The 18,253-nt window shown below is 71.4% G+C and carries 18 protein-coding genes; 6 read left to right on the top strand and 12 right to left on the bottom strand.

Annotation, left to right across the window (positions count from 1 at the left end):
• Positions 1-98 precede the first annotated feature (98 nt).
• Both ABFX54_RS01575 and ABFX54_RS01570 read left to right on the top strand, forming a co-directional pair.
• Positions 99-1,406 carry a nucleotide sugar dehydrogenase gene (locus ABFX54_RS01575; RefSeq protein ID WP_346101035.1) on the top strand — a complete coding sequence of 436 codons (1,308 nt, stop codon included), beginning with the start codon at positions 99-101 and terminating at the stop codon, positions 1,404-1,406.
• On the top strand, positions 1,396-2,592 hold the full coding sequence (locus tag ABFX54_RS01570) for a glycosyltransferase family 4 protein (RefSeq protein ID WP_346101034.1): 1,197 nt from the start codon (positions 1,396-1,398) through the stop codon (positions 2,590-2,592). Before ABFX54_RS01575 ends, ABFX54_RS01570 begins: the two co-directional genes overlap by 11 nt.
• On the opposite strand, the gene ABFX54_RS01565 is transcribed toward ABFX54_RS01570, so the two are convergent.
• Positions 2,553-3,410, bottom strand: coding sequence for a glycosyltransferase family 2 protein (locus ABFX54_RS01565; protein ID WP_346101033.1), 858 nt, complete (start codon positions 3,408-3,410; stop codon positions 2,553-2,555). The genes ABFX54_RS01570 and ABFX54_RS01565 overlap by 40 nt on opposite strands.
• Positions 3,411-3,436: 26 nt before the next feature.
• Here ABFX54_RS01565 and ABFX54_RS01560 point away from each other — a divergent pair, with 26 nt between their 5' ends.
• Both ABFX54_RS01560 and ABFX54_RS01555 read left to right on the top strand, forming a co-directional pair.
• Positions 3,437-3,985: a dTDP-4-dehydrorhamnose 3,5-epimerase family protein gene (locus ABFX54_RS01560; RefSeq protein WP_346101032.1), complete on the top strand. Its 549-nt coding sequence runs from the start codon at positions 3,437-3,439 to the stop codon at positions 3,983-3,985.
• A gap of 9 nt (positions 3,986-3,994) precedes the next feature.
• Entirely contained in the window at positions 3,995-4,888 is an 894-nt protein-coding gene (locus ABFX54_RS01555; protein ID WP_346101031.1) for a hypothetical protein, read from the top strand.
• On the opposite strand, the gene ABFX54_RS01550 is transcribed toward ABFX54_RS01555, so the two are convergent.
• Entirely contained in the window at positions 4,837-6,213 is a 1,377-nt protein-coding gene (locus ABFX54_RS01550) for an O-antigen ligase family protein (protein WP_346101030.1), read from the bottom strand. The genes ABFX54_RS01555 and ABFX54_RS01550 overlap by 52 nt on opposite strands.
• Positions 6,214-6,216: 3 nt before the next feature.
• Positions 6,217-6,951 carry a YveK family protein gene (locus tag ABFX54_RS01545; RefSeq protein WP_346101029.1) on the bottom strand — a complete coding sequence of 245 codons (735 nt, stop codon included), beginning with the start codon at positions 6,949-6,951 and terminating at the stop codon, positions 6,217-6,219.
• Positions 6,952-7,095: 144 nt separating this feature from the next.
• On the opposite strand from ABFX54_RS01545, the gene ABFX54_RS01540 reads away from it, so the two are divergent.
• Entirely contained in the window at positions 7,096-7,980 is an 885-nt protein-coding gene (locus tag ABFX54_RS01540; RefSeq protein WP_346101028.1) for a DUF6492 family protein, read from the top strand.
• The gene (locus ABFX54_RS01535; RefSeq protein WP_346101027.1) at positions 7,977-8,849 is read left to right on the top strand and encodes a DUF6492 family protein; all 873 of its coding nucleotides are present in this window, start codon (positions 7,977-7,979) and stop codon (positions 8,847-8,849) included. Before ABFX54_RS01540 ends, ABFX54_RS01535 begins: the two co-directional genes overlap by 4 nt.
• Here ABFX54_RS01535 and ABFX54_RS01530 read toward each other — a convergent pair.
• From ABFX54_RS01530 to ABFX54_RS01490, 9 genes are all read right to left on the bottom strand, one after another.
• Entirely contained in the window at positions 8,828-9,895 is a 1,068-nt protein-coding gene (locus ABFX54_RS01530) for a hypothetical protein (RefSeq protein ID WP_346101026.1), read from the bottom strand. The two genes, ABFX54_RS01535 and ABFX54_RS01530, sit on opposite strands and share 22 nt — an antisense overlap.
• Before the next feature lie 101 nt (positions 9,896-9,996).
• Positions 9,997-10,896 (bottom strand): glycosyltransferase family 2 protein, encoded by a 900-nt coding sequence (locus ABFX54_RS01525; protein ID WP_346101025.1) that lies wholly within the window; start codon positions 10,894-10,896, stop codon positions 9,997-9,999.
• The gene (locus ABFX54_RS01520) at positions 10,883-12,331 is read right to left on the bottom strand and encodes an oligosaccharide flippase family protein (RefSeq protein WP_346101024.1); all 1,449 of its coding nucleotides are present in this window, start codon (positions 12,329-12,331) and stop codon (positions 10,883-10,885) included. Before ABFX54_RS01520 ends, ABFX54_RS01525 begins: the two co-directional genes overlap by 14 nt.
• On the bottom strand, positions 12,328-13,293 hold the full coding sequence (locus ABFX54_RS01515; RefSeq protein ID WP_346101023.1) for a hypothetical protein: 966 nt from the start codon (positions 13,291-13,293) through the stop codon (positions 12,328-12,330). The genes ABFX54_RS01520 and ABFX54_RS01515 overlap by 4 nt, the downstream gene beginning before the upstream one ends.
• The gene (locus ABFX54_RS01510; RefSeq protein ID WP_346101022.1) at positions 13,290-14,561 is read right to left on the bottom strand and encodes a DUF4910 domain-containing protein; all 1,272 of its coding nucleotides are present in this window, start codon (positions 14,559-14,561) and stop codon (positions 13,290-13,292) included. The genes ABFX54_RS01515 and ABFX54_RS01510 overlap by 4 nt, the downstream gene beginning before the upstream one ends.
• On the bottom strand, positions 14,558-15,577 hold the full coding sequence (locus tag ABFX54_RS01505; RefSeq protein ID WP_346101021.1) for an NAD-dependent epimerase/dehydratase family protein: 1,020 nt from the start codon (positions 15,575-15,577) through the stop codon (positions 14,558-14,560). Before ABFX54_RS01505 ends, ABFX54_RS01510 begins: the two co-directional genes overlap by 4 nt.
• A 5-nt stretch (positions 15,578-15,582) precedes the next feature.
• Complete coding sequence (locus ABFX54_RS01500) at positions 15,583-16,233, bottom strand: PIG-L deacetylase family protein (RefSeq protein WP_346101020.1); 651 nt, start codon at positions 16,231-16,233, stop codon at positions 15,583-15,585.
• Positions 16,230-17,006, bottom strand: coding sequence for a sugar phosphate nucleotidyltransferase (locus ABFX54_RS01495; protein WP_346101019.1), 777 nt, complete (start codon positions 17,004-17,006; stop codon positions 16,230-16,232). The genes ABFX54_RS01500 and ABFX54_RS01495 overlap by 4 nt, the downstream gene beginning before the upstream one ends.
• Positions 17,003-18,205 carry a methyltransferase domain-containing protein gene (locus ABFX54_RS01490; RefSeq protein WP_346101070.1) on the bottom strand — a complete coding sequence of 401 codons (1,203 nt, stop codon included), beginning with the start codon at positions 18,203-18,205 and terminating at the stop codon, positions 17,003-17,005. Before ABFX54_RS01490 ends, ABFX54_RS01495 begins: the two co-directional genes overlap by 4 nt.
• Positions 18,206-18,253 lie beyond the last annotated feature (48 nt).

Below are 18,253 nucleotides of genomic sequence, written 5' to 3'. Positions count from 1 at the left end.
CCAAAGGGCATACCCGACATATCCCTTGGAGGCGGGGGAAATCGCGCTTTGCCCTCCATATAGGCGGTCCACGGTAGACGGTCCAACGGAGGGCGGCTATGCGGATCAGTGTCTTCGGGCTCGGCTACGTGGGGTGCGTCTCGGCCGCCTGCCTGGCCTCCATGGGACATCAGGTCGTGGGCGTGGACGTCAACCCGGCCAAGGTCGACCTCATCAACGGCGGGCACGCGCCCATCGTCGAGGAGCGCATCGGCGAGCTGATCTCCGAGACGACCGCCGGGGGCGCGCTGCGCGCCACCACCGACGCGGCCGAGGCGGTCGCGGCCACCGAGCTGTCGCTGGTCTGCGTGGGCACGCCGTCGGCGCCCAACGGCAGCCTGTCCACGACCTTCCTGGAGCGGGTGGCCGAGCAGATCGGCCGGGCGCTGCGGCCCGGGCACGTCGTCGTCTTCCGCTCGACCATGCTGCCCGGCACCTGCGCGGAGCTGCTGGTGCCGATCCTGGAGCTTGCGTCGGGGCTGCGCGCGGGCGCCGGCTTCGGGGTGGCGGTCAACCCCGAGTTCCTGCGCGAGGGCACCAGCGTGCGCGACTTCTTCGCGCCGCCGAAGACGGTGATCGGCGAGTCGGACGAGCGGACGGGGAACGTGGTGGCCTCCCTGTACGAGGGCCTGCCCGGCGACGTCTTCCGGGTCCCCATCCCCGTAGCCGAAATGACGAAATATGCGGACAACGCGTTTCATGCGGTCAAGATCGGCTTCGCCAACGAGATGGGCGCCATCTGCCAGGCACTCGGCCTCGACTCCCACCGGGTCATGGACGTCTTCCTGGCCGACCGCAAGCTCAACATCAGCCCCGCCTACCTGCGCCCAGGATTCGCCTTCGGCGGCTCCTGCCTGCCCAAGGACCTGCGCGGCCTGGTCTACGCGGCCAGGAAGGCCGACGTGTCGATCCCGCTGCTGTCGCACGTGCTGCCCGCCAACGAGGCGCACCTGCAGCGCGCCTTCGAGCTGATCACCGCCTCGGGCCGGCGCCGGATCGGCATGTTCGGCCTGTCGTTCAAGCCGGGCACGGACGACCTGCGTGAGAGCCCGCTCGTGGAGCTGGCGGAACGGCTCCTCGGCAAGGGCTACGACCTGCGCATCTACGACGCCAACGTGACCCTGTCACGGCTGGTCGGCGCCAACCGCGCCTACATCGCCGAGCGGCTGCCGCACCTGGGCGACCTGCTCGGCGACTCGGCCGAGGAGGTGCTCGACCACGCCGAGGTGTGCGTCGTCGGGTGCCTGGACGAGCGAGTGCTCGCCGCCCTGGACCAGGCCGGCGACCGCACGATCGTGGACCTCGTCCGCATCCCGGACGCGGAAACCCAACGGGGCAGAAGGGACTACACAGGCATTGGGTGGTAGAGCGCTCATCCTCGTCGAGAACCTTTCCGTACCACTCGACCGGCGCGTCTGGCAGGAGAGCACCGCGCTGCGCCAGGCCGGCTGGGAGGTGCATGTCATCTGCCCCAAGGGGGTCAAACAGGACACCGAGGCGGAGGCCGTCATCGACGGCGTCCACATCCACCGCTACCCGCTGCGCGCCGCCACCGGCGGCCCGGCCGGCTTCCTGCGCGAGTACGGCTCCGCCCTCTGGCACACCTTCCGCCTGGCCCGGCGGCTCGGCCGGTTCGACGTCGTGCACGGGTGCAACCCGCCGGATCTGTTCTTCCTGGTCGCGCTGGCCATGCGGCGCCGGGGCACCCGGTTCGTCTTCGACCAGCACGACCTGGTGCCCGAGTTGTACCTGTCGCGCTTCGGCCGGGGCCGCGACCTGCTCTTCCGCGCGGTGTCGTGGATGGAGCGGATGACGTACCGGGCGGCGCACGTGGTGATCGCGACCAACGAGAGCTACCGGCAGATCGCGCTCTCCCGGGGCGGCAAGCGGCCCGAGGAGGTGTTCGTGGTGCGCAGCGCGCCCGTGGTGGAGCGGTTCCACCAGGTGCCGCCGGACGCGTCCGTACGGCGCGGGAAGCCGTACCTGCTGTGCTACCTCGGCGTGATGGGCCCGCAGGACGGCGTGGACTACGCGCTGCGCAGCCTGGCCAGGCTGCGGGACGAGCACGGGCGCGCTGACTGGCACGCGGTGTTCGTCGGCGGCGGCGACACGTTCGACGCGATGGTCGGGCTGGCCCACGAGCTGGGCCTGGACGACTGCGTGGAGTTCACGGGACGCATCCCCGACGAGGATCTGATGCGTTACCTGTCCACGGCCGACGTCTGCCTGTCGCCCGACCCGCTCAACCCGCTCAACGACGTCTCGACGATGAACAAGGTCATGGAGTACATGGCCATGTCCAGGCCCATCGTCTCCTTCGAATTACGCGAGGCCCGCGTGTCGGCGGGCGAGGCGGCGCTGTACGCGCCCGCCAACGACGAGTCGGAGTTCGCCAAGCTGATCTCCCGGTTGCTCGACGACCCGGAGGAGCGGCGGCGGATGGGCGAGATCGGCCGGGAACGGGTGGCCGGGCCGCTGTCCTGGGAGCACTCGAAGACCGCGCTCCTGGCCGCCTACGAGGCCGCTGTGGGGCCGCCGGCGGGGTCGCGATGACGGCTGCCCGCGTCGGTGCCCCAGCCCGTGGCGCCGCCGCGGAGCCTGGCGAGCAGCCGGTCCGCGGCCAGCACCACCAGGTAGCAGGCGGCGTCCAGCGGGCTGATCTGCCGCCCGGCCAGCAGCGCTCCGAGCGCGGACAGCCGCAGGGAGCGCCCCGGCCGGCCCAGCGCGGCCAGCTCGCGGTTGCCCCTGCGCACCCTCATCCGCCGGCGCAGGTGGGCGCGGACCGTACGCGGCGGGCGTACCAGAGACCGGGCCTCGGCGACCACGACGCGCTCGGCACCGGTGAAGCAGCCGTCCACCCAGCCGTCGTCGGAGATCACGTCGGGCAGCGGGAAGGCGCGCTCGTGGCCGCGCTCATCGAGCACGTACACGCCCACGCCGGCCAGCGCCCGCGACGGCGCGACGAGCCGGTCGTGCACCCGGTGCACCCGCCGCACCACGGGCCCGGCGCCGCCCAGGTCCCATTCGGGGACGGGCGCGCAGGCCAGCACGCCCGGCCGGGCCGCCGCCTCGGCCAGGGCCCGTACGGAGGCCGCGTCGATCCGTACGTCGGCGTCCAGGTAGACCCGGGGGAAGACCCGGCACGCGGCGTCGCCCAGGTGCAGCGCGTGGACCTTGCCAGGGACAGGCGTCTCCAGCACCCGCACGCCGGGCCGCGCCGCCACCGCCGCCGTACGGTCGGCGCAGGCGTTGGCCACCACCACGACGTCGAACTCCCCCGGCGCCGCCCCCGCGAGCAACGCGTCGAGCCCCGCCCCGATGACCGTCTCCTCGTTGTGCGCCGGAATCACGACGCTCACCGACGCCTTCATCAGACCCCCTCCTGGAAGGACGAAGCATGAAAGTGGAGCAGGGCGAGCTCGACGGGGTGCTGCTGTTCAGGCCGTCGCCGCACCGCGACAGCCGCGGCCTGTTCACCAGGACGTTCGACGCCGCCACGGCCGCCGCGGCGGGCCTGGACGCGTGCGCGTTCATCCAGGACAGCCAGTCCAGGTCGCGTCTGGGCACGATCCGCGGCCTGCACGGGCGCTCCGGCAGAGGAGAGGCCAAGCTCGTCCGCTGTGCCAGGGGCGCGGTGCACGACGTGCTGGTGGACGCCAGGCCGCACTCGCCCACGTTCGGCCGGAGCATGGCGGTGCGCCTGGACGACGAGGACTTCCTGACCCTGTACGTGCCCCCCGGCCTGCTGCACGGCTTCCAGGCGCTGACCGGGCCCGCCGACACCTGCTACCGCATCGACAGGGAGCACGACCCGAGTGAGGACCTCGCGGTCCGGTACGACGATCCGGACCTGCGGATAGTCTGGCCCCTTCCCCCGGCCGAGGTCAGCCCGCGCGACCTGGACGCGGGCTCCTGGGCCGAGCTGCTGCCCCGGCTCGGCACCTGAGAGGCGGCCATGCGCGCACGTCATCTCCTGCTCCTCGCCGCGGCCCTGGCCCCGGCCGCCTGCGACGCGGCCCCGGCCGCGACACCGACTCCGGCGCCCTCCCCCGTGATCGTCCGGCCGGACGGCTCCTCCTGCCCCGACCACCCCACACCCGCCTGCACAGGCGCGCCCAATCGCGTCAACCTGAAAGAGGTCGAGCTCAACACGGAGAACGTCGCCTACCGCGTGCAGACCGACGGCACCGTGCTGGACGGCGTGCACATCCCCGGGCACCTGCTGATCCACGCGAACGACGTGACGATCACCAACAGCGTCGTCGACGGCGACGTGATCAACGCCGACGGGCCCGAGTCGTTCCGGTTCACGATCGCCGACTCCACAGTGGGCACCACGGCCAAGTGCGAGCCGCTGCCCGCGATCGGCCACGACAAGTACAAAGCCACCCGAGTGCTGGTGCAGGGCCACAGCGACGGCTTCCGCGTCTCCGGCGACGACGTGGAGATCCGCGACTCCTTCGTCAGGCTCTGCTCGCGGCCCGGCGACCACTCCGACGGCATCCAGGCCTACAACGGCGGCAAGGGCCTGCTGTTCCACCACAACACCGTCGACCAGCGCGAGGCCGAGCACATCACCGCGCCGATCTTCCTGGTGGACGAGAAGTCGGAGGACGTGACCGTCACCGACAACCTCATCATGGGCGGCACCTACAGCCTCCAGGTGCGCAACGCCCGAGGCAGGCAGGTGGTGCGCGGCAACAAGCTGGTGGACAAGTCGTGGGTGTACGGGCCGACCGACTCCGAGTGCGGGCGGACGGAGTGGGCCGGCAACGAGCTGGTCACCATCGACGAGAACTATCGGGTCACCTCGATCGTCGGCCCGCTGGCCTGCGCGGGAGAGAGCTGATCCGCCTGCCGATCCGCCTGCCGATCCGCCCTGGCCGCCCGCAGCAGGGCGCCGGCCGAGCCGACCAGGATGAACGCCAGGCCCGTCACGGTCGCGAACGACAGCAGGTCGAAGGTGAGCGAGCCCACCAGCGGCACGACCAGGCAGGCGGCGACGGTCAGGCACAGGTCGCGGTCACCCGGGTCGGCGCTGAGGTGCCTGGCCCGCAGCGCCGCGTAACAGGCCACCACGAACAGCGCGGCGAAGGCGACGGTGCCGAACAGGCCCGTCTCGACCATGGACAGGATGTACTGGTTGTCGAAGATCTGATGTTTGGGGGCGTACCAGGTGCCCAGGCCCCGGCCGAGCCAGAAGTGCCGGCCGATCTGCTGGGCGGCCACGGCGTAGTCGTGCGTCCTGTACTGGATGCTCTCGTCGTTGCCGAGGTCGGTGAACAGCCCGGTGATGGCCCCGAGCAGGCCCGGCACGGCCACCCTGATCACCACCAGGAATCCGGCCGCCACCAGCAGCGTGGCCAGCCGCCGCCGCCACGACCACCCCGCGAACAGCACCACGCCCACGGCGAGCAGGCTCAGCATGGCCGAGCGCGACACCGAGAACATCAGGCCGAGCCCGATCAGCGCCGTGCACACCCACCACCGCAGCGCCGGCTCGGCCCGCAGCCTGGCCCGGGTGGCGTAGTGGGCGGCCAGCGGCAGCAGGATGGCGCAGGTGACGCCGAACTCGATCGGATGGCCGGTGGTCGCGGCCACCCGGCGCAGGTCGGCCCGCTCCAGCACGAACGAGTCGCCCTCGCTGGTGTAGCGCAGGATCGGCAGCTCAAGGAACCTGGTCAGGTCGATCGAGAGCAGGAACTGCAGGGCCGCGATCACCGAGATCACCGCTCCGCAGACCACCAGGGTCCTGAGCACGAGGTCCAGCCGCTGCCGGCCGCGGACGCCGTCGCAGACCGTCAGCGCCAGGCCCACCGTGGCGATCACCAGGACGAAGGAGTGATCGCTCAGGTTGAGCTCGTCGGAGTCCATGTACCCCCAGGTGGACAGCCCGTAGGTGGCCACCATCGAGGTGAAGTAGGCGAACAGGGCGGTACGCACGGGGTTGCGGCCCTTGGCCGCCCCCAGCGTGAGCGTGAGCTGCGCGCACAGCCAGAGCACGGCCGCGCCCAGGCTCACCACGTTGGCCGGGGTGAGCGACAGGGGCAGGCCCTTGAGCACGAGCCGGGCCGGCACGATCAGCAGCACGGCGGCGAACACGGCGGCCACGGTGGCGCCGTCGGCCCGCCCCGGCAGTGGCGGCGCAGCGGGAAGCCGTACGATCGCGGACACCGGTCAGACTCCCGTTTTTTTGACCGGTTCGGGCAGCTCAGCCGGAGGCGCGCCACCGTCCCCGCGTACGCGGGCCCGTAACAGGCGGCGGGCGCCGAGCGGCGCCGCCAGGCTCTCCGCCGCGAACGAGGCGCACAGCGAGGCGATCACCCCCAGCCCGAGCGCCGCCGCCGCCGAACGCAGCTTCCTGCCCTGCTGGGGCGCGGGCCTGGTCGGCGGCACGGCCTCGCTGACCGTGATGTACGTCCCCACGGGCGCCTGCACCTGCCGCTGCCGCGCGTTCAGCTCCTGCCTGATCCGCGTGACGGCCTTGCGCACGATCGCCGTGGCCTCCTGCGGCGCCAGGCTCTCCCCCTCCACGAACACCAGCGGCCCCGTGGCCAGCGACTCCAGGTTGTTGGTGCCGTTGGTCACCGCGTACGTGGTCGGCCCCCCGCTGGTGACCCCCATCTCCGCCACCATGTCCGGCGTGCTCATGACGCTGATCAGGATGGAGGCGGCCACGTCGAGCCCGTGGTCGAAGTTGAGCAGCGGGTTGACCCGGGGAAGGGGCTGATCGGGGTCGGACGGGAGGGTGCCGCCGCTGTTCGGCGCGGTGAGCACGAGGACCGCGGTCGTGGTGTAGGTGACCGGGACCGTGGAGTAGGCGTAGAAGGCGGCGCCGACGGCCGCGAGGAAGGCGGGGACGGCCACGTACCAGCGACGCGCCAGGACGAGGAGAGTCCCCCAGAAATCCACGCGTCCTCCCTGTGAATCCCACCTCATGCATGTCGGCCGAACCGGGGTGGAGCGTTACACAAACGCTGTAACACCAGCTATCGGCCGCCGATATGGATACAAGGGGCTATCTTTCACCCGGGGTGGGGACGGAGATCACCTTTCATGAGCGCTCTGGCCGTCGTCACGCCCACGTACGCTCCCGACGCCGGACTCTTCGCCCACCTGCACCGTTCGGTCCTCGACCACACCTCGGACGACACCGTCCACCACGTCATCGTGCCGCCGTCCGACCGGCGGCTCTTCGCCCGCTTCTCGGGCCCTCGGTGCCGAATCTGGACCTATGCCGAGATCCTGCCGCGCCGCCTCACCCACGTCCCCTTCACCGGCGTGTGGATCGATCCCGTGCGCCCTTGGCCGCCGTTGCGCGGGTGGGTGGCCCAGCAGGCGGTGAAGGTGGCGGTCACGGCGCGGCTCGACGCCAAGGTGGTGCTGGTCGCCGACTCGGACGTGGTGCTGGTGCGCGAGGCGACGCCCGATCTGTTCATCCAGGACGGCCAGGTGAGCATGTTCCGGGTGGACGGCGGCGTGCACGAGCTCATGACCGACCACGTCACCTGGCACCGGGTGGCCCGCGAACTGCTGGGCGTGCCGGGGCCCGCGCCGCTGCCGCTGCCCGACTACGTCAGCTCGCTGGCGTGCTGGGATCCGGCCGTCGTGCGCGCCATGCAGGAACGCATCACCGAGACGACCGGGCGTCACTGGCTGGCCGCCTTCATCTCCTACCTCCAGGTCTCGGAGTTCATCGTCTACGGCGTGTTCGTGGACGAGGTGCTGCGGGCCGCGCCTCCGGTCAGCACCGCGATCTGCCACAGCCGGTGGGATCGCACCCCTCTGGACCACGCCGGAGCCATCGCCTTCGCCGACCGGCTGCCGCCCGACGCGGTGGGCATGATGATCTCGGCCAAGTCGGGCACGCCCATGGCGGTCAGATCGGCGGCGATCGAGCGATGCTCCCAGATCACCGGACCCGATGGGAGTCATCCGTGAGCAAGCTGGCGGTCATCACCCCGTCCTACGCCCTGGACGCCGAGCTGTTCGCCGAGTTGCACCGTTCCGTCCTGGAGTTCACCTCCGAGGACACCATCCACCACGTCTTCGTCCCGCCGGGCGACCGTGCGGCCTTCGCCCGCTTCGAAGGCCCGCGCTGCCACGTGTGGATCCGCTCGGAGCTGCTGCCCCGCCGCTACCTGCGGCTGCCCGGCGCCGACCTGTACGTCAACTACCGCCGCCCCTGGCCCCCGCTGCGCGGCTGGGTGATGCAGCAGACGGTCAAGATCGCCTCCGCCGGGCTGATCGACGCCGACACCATGCTCATCGTCGACTCCGACGCCGTACTCGTCCGCCCGACCAGCGCCGAGTCCTTCACCGTGGACGGGCGGCTGTGCCTGTACCGGCTGGAGAACGGCGTCACGGCCGAGATGGAGCGGCACGTCATCTGGCACCGGGTCGCCCGCGAGCTGCTCGGCCTGCCGTCCGCGCCGCCCCCGCCGCTGCCCGACTACGTGACGGCGCTGACGTTCTGGGACCCGGAGATCGTGCGGGCCATGCAGCGGCGCATCACCCAGGTGACCGGCCGCGACTGGCTCGACGCGTTCAATGCCCAGCTGCACGTCTCCGAGTTCATCCTGTACGGCGTCTTCGTGGACGAGGTGCTGAAGGCGGACCCGCCGATCAACACCACGATCTGCCACCTGAGCTACAACCACGAGCCGTGGGACGTGGCGCAGGCCGTGGCCTTCGCCGACCGGCTGCCGCAGGAGGCGGTGGGGATGATGATCTCGGCCAAGTCGCACACGCCGGCGGAGGCCAGGGCGGCCGCCATCGCGCGGTGCGCTCAGGTCGTCGAGTCGAGCTGACCCTTCTTCGGCTCGTCCTCGTCCGGCTCGTCCTTCTCGGGCCCGTGCTTCTCGGCCTCGCCGGGGGCGGCGCTCGCCTGAGCTGACTCCACCTCGGCCGGTGCAGAGGCGGCCGGTGCAGAGGCGGCCGGTGCGGGCTCGGCCGGCGTGGAAGCGGCCGACTCGGCCTCGGCCGGTTCCGTGTCGGTCTTGATGACCTGGATCGGGCCGGTGGTCTCCTCGGCCAGCTCGTCCACCGTCAGCGGGAAGCCGGACATCATGGGCAGGCGCGACCTGGAACCGTTGACCGCCGCGGCGCCCTCCGCGACCGGCTGCTCGGCGACGACCTCGGCCCAGACGCCCTCCGCGGCCTCCTCCGCGGCCTCCTCCGCGGCCTCCGCCGGTTCCTCCGCCGGTTCCTGTGAAGGTGCGGGCTCGGGTGCGACGCCCGGGCCGGCCCGCCGCGCGGAGCGGACGCGCTGGACGGCGTAGGCCAGCCCCATCCCGCCGACGATCCCGAACGCGCCACCGAACGCCGCGACCGTCAGCCGGTCGCCGATGGCCGCCTTGGGCGTCGAGGGCGGCATCACGTCCATGATCCCGATGTGGGTGCTGATCGGCGCGTCCAGCGCGGTCTGCCGCTTGGCCAGCTCCAGCCGTACCCGCAACTGGGCCTTGCGCATGACCTGCCGCACGGTGGCGGGCGAGTCGCTCTCGACCTCGACGTAGACGAACGGCCCGTTCGTGCTGATGCCGAGCAGGTCGGGGTTGGTCCGCCCGTCGTTGATGATCACGGCGGTGGGCCCGTTCTCCGGCGCGCCGATCTCGGCGTACACGTCGGGCGTGTTGGTGGCCAGGATGAGGATGCCCGCGGTCGTGCGCAGGGCGTCGTTGAACTGCAGCAGCGGGTTGGTCAGCCCCGGCCGGTTCTGCGGCTCGGTCTCCAGCGTGCCACCGGTGGCGGGCACGGTGAGCACCATGGAGGCGGTGGAGACGTACCGGCTCGGCATCAGGAAGTAGGCGGCCAGGGCGAGTCCGACGGCCGCGACGACGACAGGCGGCCCCACGAACTTCTTCCGGGCCAGACCAAGGACGGTCCTCCAGAAGCGCACTTTTCCGCCCCCGTCACTTCTCGTTCCATGGGAAATCGCTCTGTTCATCGGACGTGTTACACGAATCGGACCATGGAGAGGAGCTTGCGGCTCCTGTGCGCGATGGTGCGCCGCTGGCGTCGTGCGAACATGCGCAGCACCGCCGTACGGGCCCGGCGGCGCTGCGCCTCGGTGAGCTCGGCCTGGTGCAGCCAGCGCAGCAGTTCCCTGCACTGGAGCGTGTTGGCCAGGTGGGACTGCCAGGACGGCACGTCGAGGCGGCCGGCCAGGCGGGTGATCCGTTCCGTCCGCCAGTTGCGGTGCGAGAGCACCTCGGGCACGTGCGCCCATGGCCCGGCCAGCGCCAGCTTGGCCGCGTAGACCTCGTCCTCGCGCAGCATGTTGCGCCGGGGGATCTCGGTCGCGGGCCCGCGCCGCAGCAGCCCGTAGAGCGGGTCGATGAGGAACGGGCTCTCGTTGAGCAGCCTGAGCATCTCGGCGAACCGCTCGACCGGGTCGTCGGAGCCCAGCCCGGCGCCCGCCGTCGCGCCCTCCCCCGGGCCCGGGTAGGGGGTGGTGGTGACCTGGCCGCCGTCGCGGGTGTAGGCCACCTGGTTGGTGACGAGGATGAGCCGTTCGTCTGCGGCGAAGGCGGCCAGGGCGCGGGAGACGCAGGAGGGCTCCAGCCGGTCGTCGTCGCCGATCCAGCGGATGAACGCGCCGCGCGAGATCCTGGCGGCGTGGGTGAAGTTGCCGAGCAGGCCGACGTTGCGCGGGTGCCGGTGGTAGACGATCCGCTCGTCGCCGGCGGCCAGGTCGCGGCAGAGCTCCTCGGTGGCGTCGGTGGAGGCGTTGTCGGAGATGACCAGCTCGATGTGCTGATGGTCCTGGGCCAGCACCGAGCGGACCACGCCTTCGAGGCGTCCGGCCCCGTTCCTGACCGGCAGGGCGATCGAGACGAGCTCAGAGTCGCGCATGGACCCTCCCTTGGCGTACGAGTCGCTTCAGCACGGCGCGCGGCACCACGACGAGCACGAACAGCAGCAGCCCCGCCCCGCCGGCCACGCACAGCTCGAAGAAGGGGCCGTCGATCACGGCGGCCAGGCCCGCCATGACGCCGCCGGCCAATGCCGCGCCGAGCAGCGGCCGGGCCAGCCCGGCGCCGAACAGCCGCGCGGGCACGCCCGAGCGCTGCAGGGCCACGGCGAGCAGCGGCAGCGCCACCAGCACCGCGATGGTGGCGTGCGCCACGGCCGCACCCTCGATGCCGTCGAGCTCAGCGCCGGCCAGCAGGGCGGGCAGCAGCGCGGCGGCCCAGCACAGGTTGACCCACATGGTCGACTTCGTCCGGCCGAGCGCGGCCAGGATGTCGGTGATGAGCAGGGTCAGCATGCGCACGGCCATGACGATGGCCAGGAAGCGCAGCACCTGGGCGGCGGGCAGCCACGGCGTGCCGTACAGGAACTCCACGACCGCGGGCGCGAGCGTGCCCATCAGCACGGCGATCGGCAGCACCATGCCGGCCAGCAGCGGCACGGCCTGCCGCACGCCCTCCCGCATCGACTCCTCGCCCTCCTCGGCCAGGCGCGCGAAGCTGGGCAGCGCGACGTAGCGGATGGCGGTGCCGATGAGGCCGGGCACCCAGCTGGAGATGTTGAACGCGAGCAGGTAGAAGCCCAGCATCACCGGCCCGAGCACGTCGCCGACGATGACCGCGTCCATGTTGAGCAGCAGCCCCTCGATGCCCAGGCTGACGCAGAGCGGCAGCCCGAACCGCAGCAGCCGGGCCGCCAGCGCGCGGTCGAAGCCGAGCTCGATCTTGACCCGGGCCAGGACGACCACCATCAGCCCGGTGAGCACCCCGCCGCTGAGCTGCCCCCAGGCGAAGCTGTAGGCCCCGGCGCCGTTGGCGGCCAGCGTGATGGAGACGCCGGCGTTGACCACGAAGCCGGCCAGGTTCGCCCAGGCCAGCTTGTCCTGCTCGAACCTGCGCATGAGCGCGGCACTGCGGACCGCGGTCAGCCCGTAGACGACGTTGGTGGCCATGAGGACGCGGATCACCCACGTGGCGTCCTCGCTGCCGGCCAGCCGCGCGTAGAAGGGAGCGATCACCCAGAACAGGGCGTAGAGGGCCAGGCTGGACGCGATGGCGACCACGGTGGCCGTCGGGGCGACCTCCTCCAGCCGGCCGCGCCACTGCACGGTCGCCGCGATCACCCCGGCGTCGTTGATGTAGATGACGAACTGGGTGGCGGCCAGGGCGATGGCGAACACGCCGAAGTCCTCGGGCACCAGCAGCCTGGCCAGGACCAGGCTCATCACGAACGAGCCCGCCTTCATCACCAGGTTGCCGAGCAGGCTCCAGCGCAGGCCGCGCCCGGCCTTGCGGCCTATGTCGCCGACCTCGCTCACGGGGCTTCCCCGCCGGCCGGCACCCGTTCCAGCCAGATCTCCCGCCAGAACGGGACGAACTCGCGCGGGCAGTTGGCGTTGTAGACGCCCTCGCAGACCAGGTCGTCGAGGATGATGCAGGGGCTCTTCATGGTCAGCATGCGCCCGGTCTTCTCGTCCAGGCAGCGCTCGACCCTGGCGCGTACGCGTGCCGTCCTGCCGCAGTAGCGGGCCATCTCCTCCTCGAACCCGAGGCCGCGGTTGAGCAGGTCGTCGTTGAGCGTGTCGAGGATCTCGTCCTTCGACTTGATCCTGACCAGCTCGCCCGGCCGCAGGTCCAGGCTGCCGGTCGGGGTGACCCGGCCGGCGCGGCCCTGCACGAAGCCCCAGCGCAGCCCGCCCCTGATCCACAGGCGGCGAGGCAGCACCTTCTTGCTGACGTCCTGGAAGCGGTTGAACAGCCCGACGAGGAACGTGCGGACGGTCGCGAGCACGCCCGCGTTGCCGCTGCGCACGTCGGTGACGTACTGGCCGAGGTCGCGGAAGGGCAGGCAGACAGGTGCCGCGCGGAGCAGTTCGGTGGCCTGGCAGGAGTAGGCGTCCTCGCCCTTGCGGGTGTGGGCCTCGACCAGCTTCAGCAGGCGCTCCTCGGGCACGGCCGGGGCCTGCGGTGTGCCGGGTTCGACCCGTTTGAGCCAGGCTTCCTTCCAGTAGAGTGAGCAGGCCGTCTGGCAGCCGCCGTGCCCGCCGCCGTCGCAACGCGCCCCGGTGAGGTGCACGGCGCGCTCCATCCGCCGCATGCCGCTGCGGCTGATGGTGTCGCAGAGCTTGTGCGCCACCTTGTGCACGGTCATCCGCCGCCCGCAGAAGGCCAGCATCTCCGGCATGAACGGCAGGCTCTCCAGCTCGCCCCGCTCGTCCAGCGTGGCCAGGATCTCCGCCTCGCTCCGCACCTCGACGAGGTCCCCCACCCGCAGGTTCATGCGCTCTCTCCCACCCGCTTGAGCAGGCCCGCGCCCTCCAGCGCGCCCGCCGCCTCGGCGACCGCCTGGAAGGGCAGGCCCGACCGCTCCGCGATGTCCAGCAGGCCGTGGTCGCCGTCCGACAGGTTCAGCACCCATAACATCGCCATCTGCGCCTGTTTCGTGTCACTTCTGCCGCCGAGTGAGCCGTACAGGCCGCGCCGGCCCAGCTGCGGCTCCCCGTACGGGCTCAGGTTCTGGTAGCGGCCGTCACGTTCCAGCACCTCCACCGCCGACCAGAGCGCGTCCAGAGTGTCGGCCATGGCCTGGGGCGAGACGAAGCCCACGTCGTCTCCGGAGGTGTGGTACTCGGGGTAGCCCGCGTACGGCGTCCTGGTCAGGCTGCCGACGGGCAGGTTGAAGCCGGGCGAGCAGAACTGCCGCTCGTCGTACCCGTACGGCGAGAAGTCGACGATCGTGTGCGGCCGGTCGCGCAGCACGGCCGCCAGCACCCGGTCGATGGGCGCGTTCCCGCGCCGGCTGCGCTTATACGTCAGCGCCCCCGGATCCCCCGCGCAGGCCAGCGTGAGCCCGTGCCGGACCCGCCCGGTGCGCTCCCGGTTGCGCGCCAGCCAGGTGATGGCGCCGATCGTGCCGGGGGCGAACAGGAACCGGTAGGTGTAGCGGGGCTCGCGCAGTCGGCCCGCGAGCGCGACGGCCACGGCGATGCCGGCCAGGTTGTCGTTGGCCAGCGACGGATGGCAGACGTGGCAGGAAATCAGCACCTCCTCGTCGGTGCGCCCCCGTACGACGTGCTCGGCGTACGTCAGGTGCCCGTCGGCCAGCGTCGAGTCGATCACCACCTCGTACGGCCCAGGGCCCATCCCGTCGAGCGTGTCCTGGCTCAGGCAGAACCCCCACGTCTCGGCGTAGTACGAGGTCCGGTACGGCACCAGGCCCGGCTGCTCGGGCAGCGTGTGCAGGCGGGGGCGCAGCTCGTCCAGCGTCATGACGGCCGAGACGGGCACGCTGTAGCCCACCACGTGCAGGTTCGACCGCCGGAAGTCCACCACCCTGGCCCCTGACGGGTCCTTGACGTAGGCGTCGCGGATGTTCCACTCCCTGGGCACGGTCCAGTCGAGCACTTGGGTGCCGGTGGGCACCTCGTGCACCTCCAGCTCCAGGTGCTCGCCGACGATGCCGAGCGTGGCGCGCACGCCGTCGCCCGTGATGGAGCGGCACAGCGGGTAGAGCCGCTCCACCAGGGCGTACATCTCCTCGCCTGTCACGTCCGCAGCTCCTCGGAGACCGTGCCGGCCGCGCGCCGGTCGGCCAGCCAGGCCAGCCTGGTGAAGCGCTGGCGGAAGTCCGTGACCGTCAGCCCGTGGCACCGGTAGGCGTCGGCCAGCTCGACGGCGCCCGCCTTCACCGTCCAGCGGGCGTGCAGCTCCGGCAGCGCGGCGCGGATGCGGGAGAAGTCGACCCGGTACGAGCGCGGGTCGGCTCCCGTCTCACCGGTGACCAGCAGCTCGGAGCCGGGCACCGCCTCCACGACGTGCCCGGCGATCTCGGCGACGGTCAGGTTGTTCTGCTCGCCGCCCACGTTGAAGGCCCTGGCGTGCACGGCTTCGCGCGGCGCGGTGAGCGCGGCCACGAAGGCGTCGGCGATGTCGGCCACGTGCACGAGGGGCCGCCACGGGGTGCCGTCCGACAGCACGCGCACCTGCCCGGTCAGATGCGCGTGGCCGACCAGGTTGTTCAGCACGATGTCGGCGCGCAGCCTCGGGGAGAAGCCGAACGCGGTCGCGTTGCGCAGGAACACCGGCGTGAAGTCGGCGTCGGCCAGCTCGACCAGCTCGTCCTCGACGCGGACCTTCGACTCCGCGTACGGGGTGACCGGGCGCAGCGGGGCGTCCTCGCCGAGCAGATCGTCGCCGCCCGAGGCGCCGTACACCGAGCAGGTGGAGGCGTACAGGAAGCGGCGCACGCCCGCGTCGCGGGCCAGCCTGGCCAGCCGGACCGAGGCGTGGTGGTTGATGTCGTAGGTCAGCTCGGGCGCGAGCGCGCCCAGCGGGTCATTCGAGAGCGCGGCCAGGTGGATCACCGCGTCGAAGCCGGCCAGCAGTTCCGCCGGTACGTCGCGCAGGTCCACCCGGTGGCCCGGCGGGTCGTCGGGCGGCGGGCCGAGCACGCACTCGGCGAAGAGCCCGGAGTCGAGCCCCACCACCTCGTGGCCGGCCCGGGCCAGCGCCGGCGCCATGACGGTGCCGAGGTAGCCCTGGTGCCCCGTGAGTAACACACGCATGCCGATCAGCCTCCAGCTAGATCTAGGGCGAGTTTGTGCAGGTAGAACGCCTCCGCATGGCGTGCGTGACACTCGATGCCGCGGATTCTGGCCAGTCCGAGGAAGGCTTCCCTGTCGAACCAGGGGCGGTGCCGCTGCGAGGGGTAGTGCTCCCACAGCAGGTTGACCTTGCGCTCGGCCAGGGCCAGGTCGAGCGGCTGGTAGGCGTTGGGCCGGCCGAGGTCGCCGTCCCATTTGAGGATCTCGTACCCGAGTGTGAGGTGGTCGCGGAAGGCGGTGGGCACGAGCTGGGCCAGCCCGCGATGGTCCTGGTGCGCGTCGCCCGCGTGGGGGGCCAGGATCAGGTCCGGCTCGGTACGCAGGCGCATCCCCTCGACCGCGGCCTTGGCGTCGTCCCAGTGGGCCGGCAGCCGCCCGTCGGGCAGCTTGCCCACCTCGACGCGCAGGTCGGCGCCTGGGCAGAAGGCGGCCAGCGCGTTGCGTTCCTCCTCCTCGCGCACGGTCCCGCCCCCCGACAGGATCAGCGCGTCGACCTTGATGCCCGGGTGCGCGGTGCACATGACGAGGAGCGTGCCGCCCGCGCCGATGGCGAGGTCGTCGCAGTGGGCGGCCAGCAGGGCGATCCGGCGCAGGCCCGACGGGAAGAGCCGGTTCACGCCCGCTCCCACAGCGCCCAGGGCCGCTCGCCCCGGATGTAGGCCCGGTCCAGCTCCATGCGCTGGTTGACGGTGTCGGTGGGCCGCCAGTAGCCGCGGTAGGGGTAGGCCATCAGGCGGCCGCGCTTGGCCAGCTCCTTGCAGCCGTCCACGAGCAGGTCGCCGTTCTCGGGGATGTGGTCGAAGATTTCCTGACGTAAGACGAAATATCCGCCGTTTACCCATAAGGGCATTTCGGTGACGGCGGTGATCTGCCCGACCATCCCGTTCTCCCCCACCTCCACGCAGTGGAAGGTGCCCGGCGGCGGCACCGCCATGAGCGTGCCGCCCGCCCCCGACGCGGCGAACCTGCCGATGATCTCCGGCAGCGGCGCGTCCGTCAGCACGTCGGCGTAGTTGGCCAGGAACATCTCCTCGCCCTCCAGATGCTCACGCACCCGGCGCAGCCGCTCCCCGATCGACGACTCGATCCCCGTGTGGATGAAGGAGATCGTCCAGTCGGAGATGTCGTTGCCCAGCAGCTCGACGTCGCCGCGGCGCAGGACGAAGTCGTTGGAGGCGGTCTCCTCGTACCGCAGGAAGAAGTTCTTGATCTGCTCGGCGCCGTAACCGAGGCAGAGCACGAACTCCTTGTGACCGAAGTGCGCGTAATAGCGCATGACATGCCAGATCAGCGGCCTCGGGCCGACGAGCTGCATCGGCTTCGGCACGTCGCCGGAGCCGGCCGTACGCATGCGCGTGCCGTACCCGCCGCAGAAGAGGACGACCTTCACACGACCTCCAGTGTGGGGATGGGGAAGACCAGCCGGCCGCCCCAGTCACGGATGTAGGACAGCTGCTCGATCAGCTCGTCCCGCAGGTTCCACGGCAGGACGAGGACGTAGTCGGGCCGGTCGGCCGCGATGCGCTCGGGCGGGAAGATCGGGATGCGCGCGCCGGGGGTGAACTTGCCGTGCTTGTACGGATTGCGATCCACCGTGTACGCCAGCAGGTCGGGCCGGACCCCGCAGTGATTGAGCAGCGTGTTGCCCTTGCCCGGCGCCCCGTACCCGACCACCGTGCTGCCCCCCTCGGCGGCGTCGACCAGGAACGTCAGCAGGTCGCGCCGGACCTTGGCCACCCGCTCGGTGAAGTCGATGTAGCCCGAGATGTCGTGCAGCCCCGCCGCCTTCTCCATCGCCAGCACGTCGGCCACCCGCTGCGAGGGCGTGCCCGAGGGCCGGGCCCAGAGCCGGATCGAGCCGCCGTGCGTGGTCAGCAGCTCCACGTCCACCAGCGTCAGCCCGCCACTGGCCAGCGCCCGGCGGGCGGAGGCGACCGTGTAGTACTGGAAGTGCTCGTGGTAGATCGTGTCGTACTGGTTCAGCCGCATCAGCGTGAGCAGGTGCTGCACCTCGATCGAGATCACGCCGTCGTCGGCCACCAGCGTGCGCAGGCCCTTCGTGAAGCCGATCACGTCGGGGATGTGCGCGTAGACGTTGTTGGCCACCACGTGGTCGGCGGTGCCGTGCTCCCGTACGACGGCACGGGCGCTCTCCGGGGTCAGGAACGCCGTCACCGTCGGCACGCCGCGCTCCCTGGCCGCCTGGCCCACGTTCACCGACGGCTCGATGCCGAGACAGCGCACGCCCCGGTCCACCACGTGCCGCAGCAGGTAGCCGTCGTTGCTGGCCACCTCCACCACGAACGCGTCCGGCCGCAGGTCCAGCCCCGCCACGAAGGCGCGGGCGTGCTCGACCCAGGAGGCGGAGTAGGAGGAGAAGTAGGCGTAGTCGGTGAAGGTGTCCTCGGGGGTGATCAGCGGCGGGATCTGCGCCAGCCAGCACGACGTGCACACGCGCAGGTGCAGCGGATAGGTCTGCTCTGGCTCTTCGAGCTGCTCGGCGGTGAGGATGCGCTCGCAGGGAGGTGTCGCCCCGAGGTCCACCACACTGGCGAGCTCCGCCGAGCCGCATAACCGGCAAGTCATCATTCGCACGCTCCAAGAGATTGATATTTCGCCGGGGCCGGTGCTCTCGTT

The sequence above is a fragment of the Nonomuraea maheshkhaliensis genome, from assembly GCF_039529435.1.
GTDB classification, from domain to species: Bacteria; Actinomycetota; Actinomycetes; order Streptosporangiales; family Streptosporangiaceae; genus Nonomuraea; species Nonomuraea maheshkhaliensis.
Note: the sequence above shows the minus strand (reverse complement) of the source record. Positions and strands in the feature narration are given on the sequence as shown.

Bases quoted from the DNA above. Each gene is read 5' to 3' on its own strand.
- ABFX54_RS01525 (WP_346101025.1), bottom strand. From the start codon at position 10,896: ATGCGCGACTCTGAGCTCGTCTCGATCGCCCTGCCGGTCAGGAACGGG.
- ABFX54_RS01555 (WP_346101031.1), top strand. From the start codon at position 3,995: ATGCGCGCACGTCATCTCCTGCTCCTCGCCGCGGCCCTGGCCCCGGCC.
- ABFX54_RS01540 (WP_346101028.1), top strand. From the start codon at position 7,096: ATGAGCGCTCTGGCCGTCGTCACGCCCACGTACGCTCCCGACGCCGGA.
- ABFX54_RS01575 (WP_346101035.1), top strand. From the start codon at position 99: ATGCGGATCAGTGTCTTCGGGCTCGGCTACGTGGGGTGCGTCTCGGCC.
- ABFX54_RS01560 (WP_346101032.1), top strand. From the start codon at position 3,437: ATGAAAGTGGAGCAGGGCGAGCTCGACGGGGTGCTGCTGTTCAGGCCG.
- ABFX54_RS01490 (WP_346101070.1), bottom strand. From the start codon at position 18,205: ATGATGACTTGCCGGTTATGCGGCTCGGCGGAGCTCGCCAGTGTGGTG.
- ABFX54_RS01565 (WP_346101033.1), bottom strand. From the start codon at position 3,410: ATGAAGGCGTCGGTGAGCGTCGTGATTCCGGCGCACAACGAGGAGACG.
- ABFX54_RS01505 (WP_346101021.1), bottom strand. From the start codon at position 15,577: ATGCGTGTGTTACTCACGGGGCACCAGGGCTACCTCGGCACCGTCATG.
- ABFX54_RS01515 (WP_346101023.1), bottom strand. From the start codon at position 13,293: ATGAACCTGCGGGTGGGGGACCTCGTCGAGGTGCGGAGCGAGGCGGAG.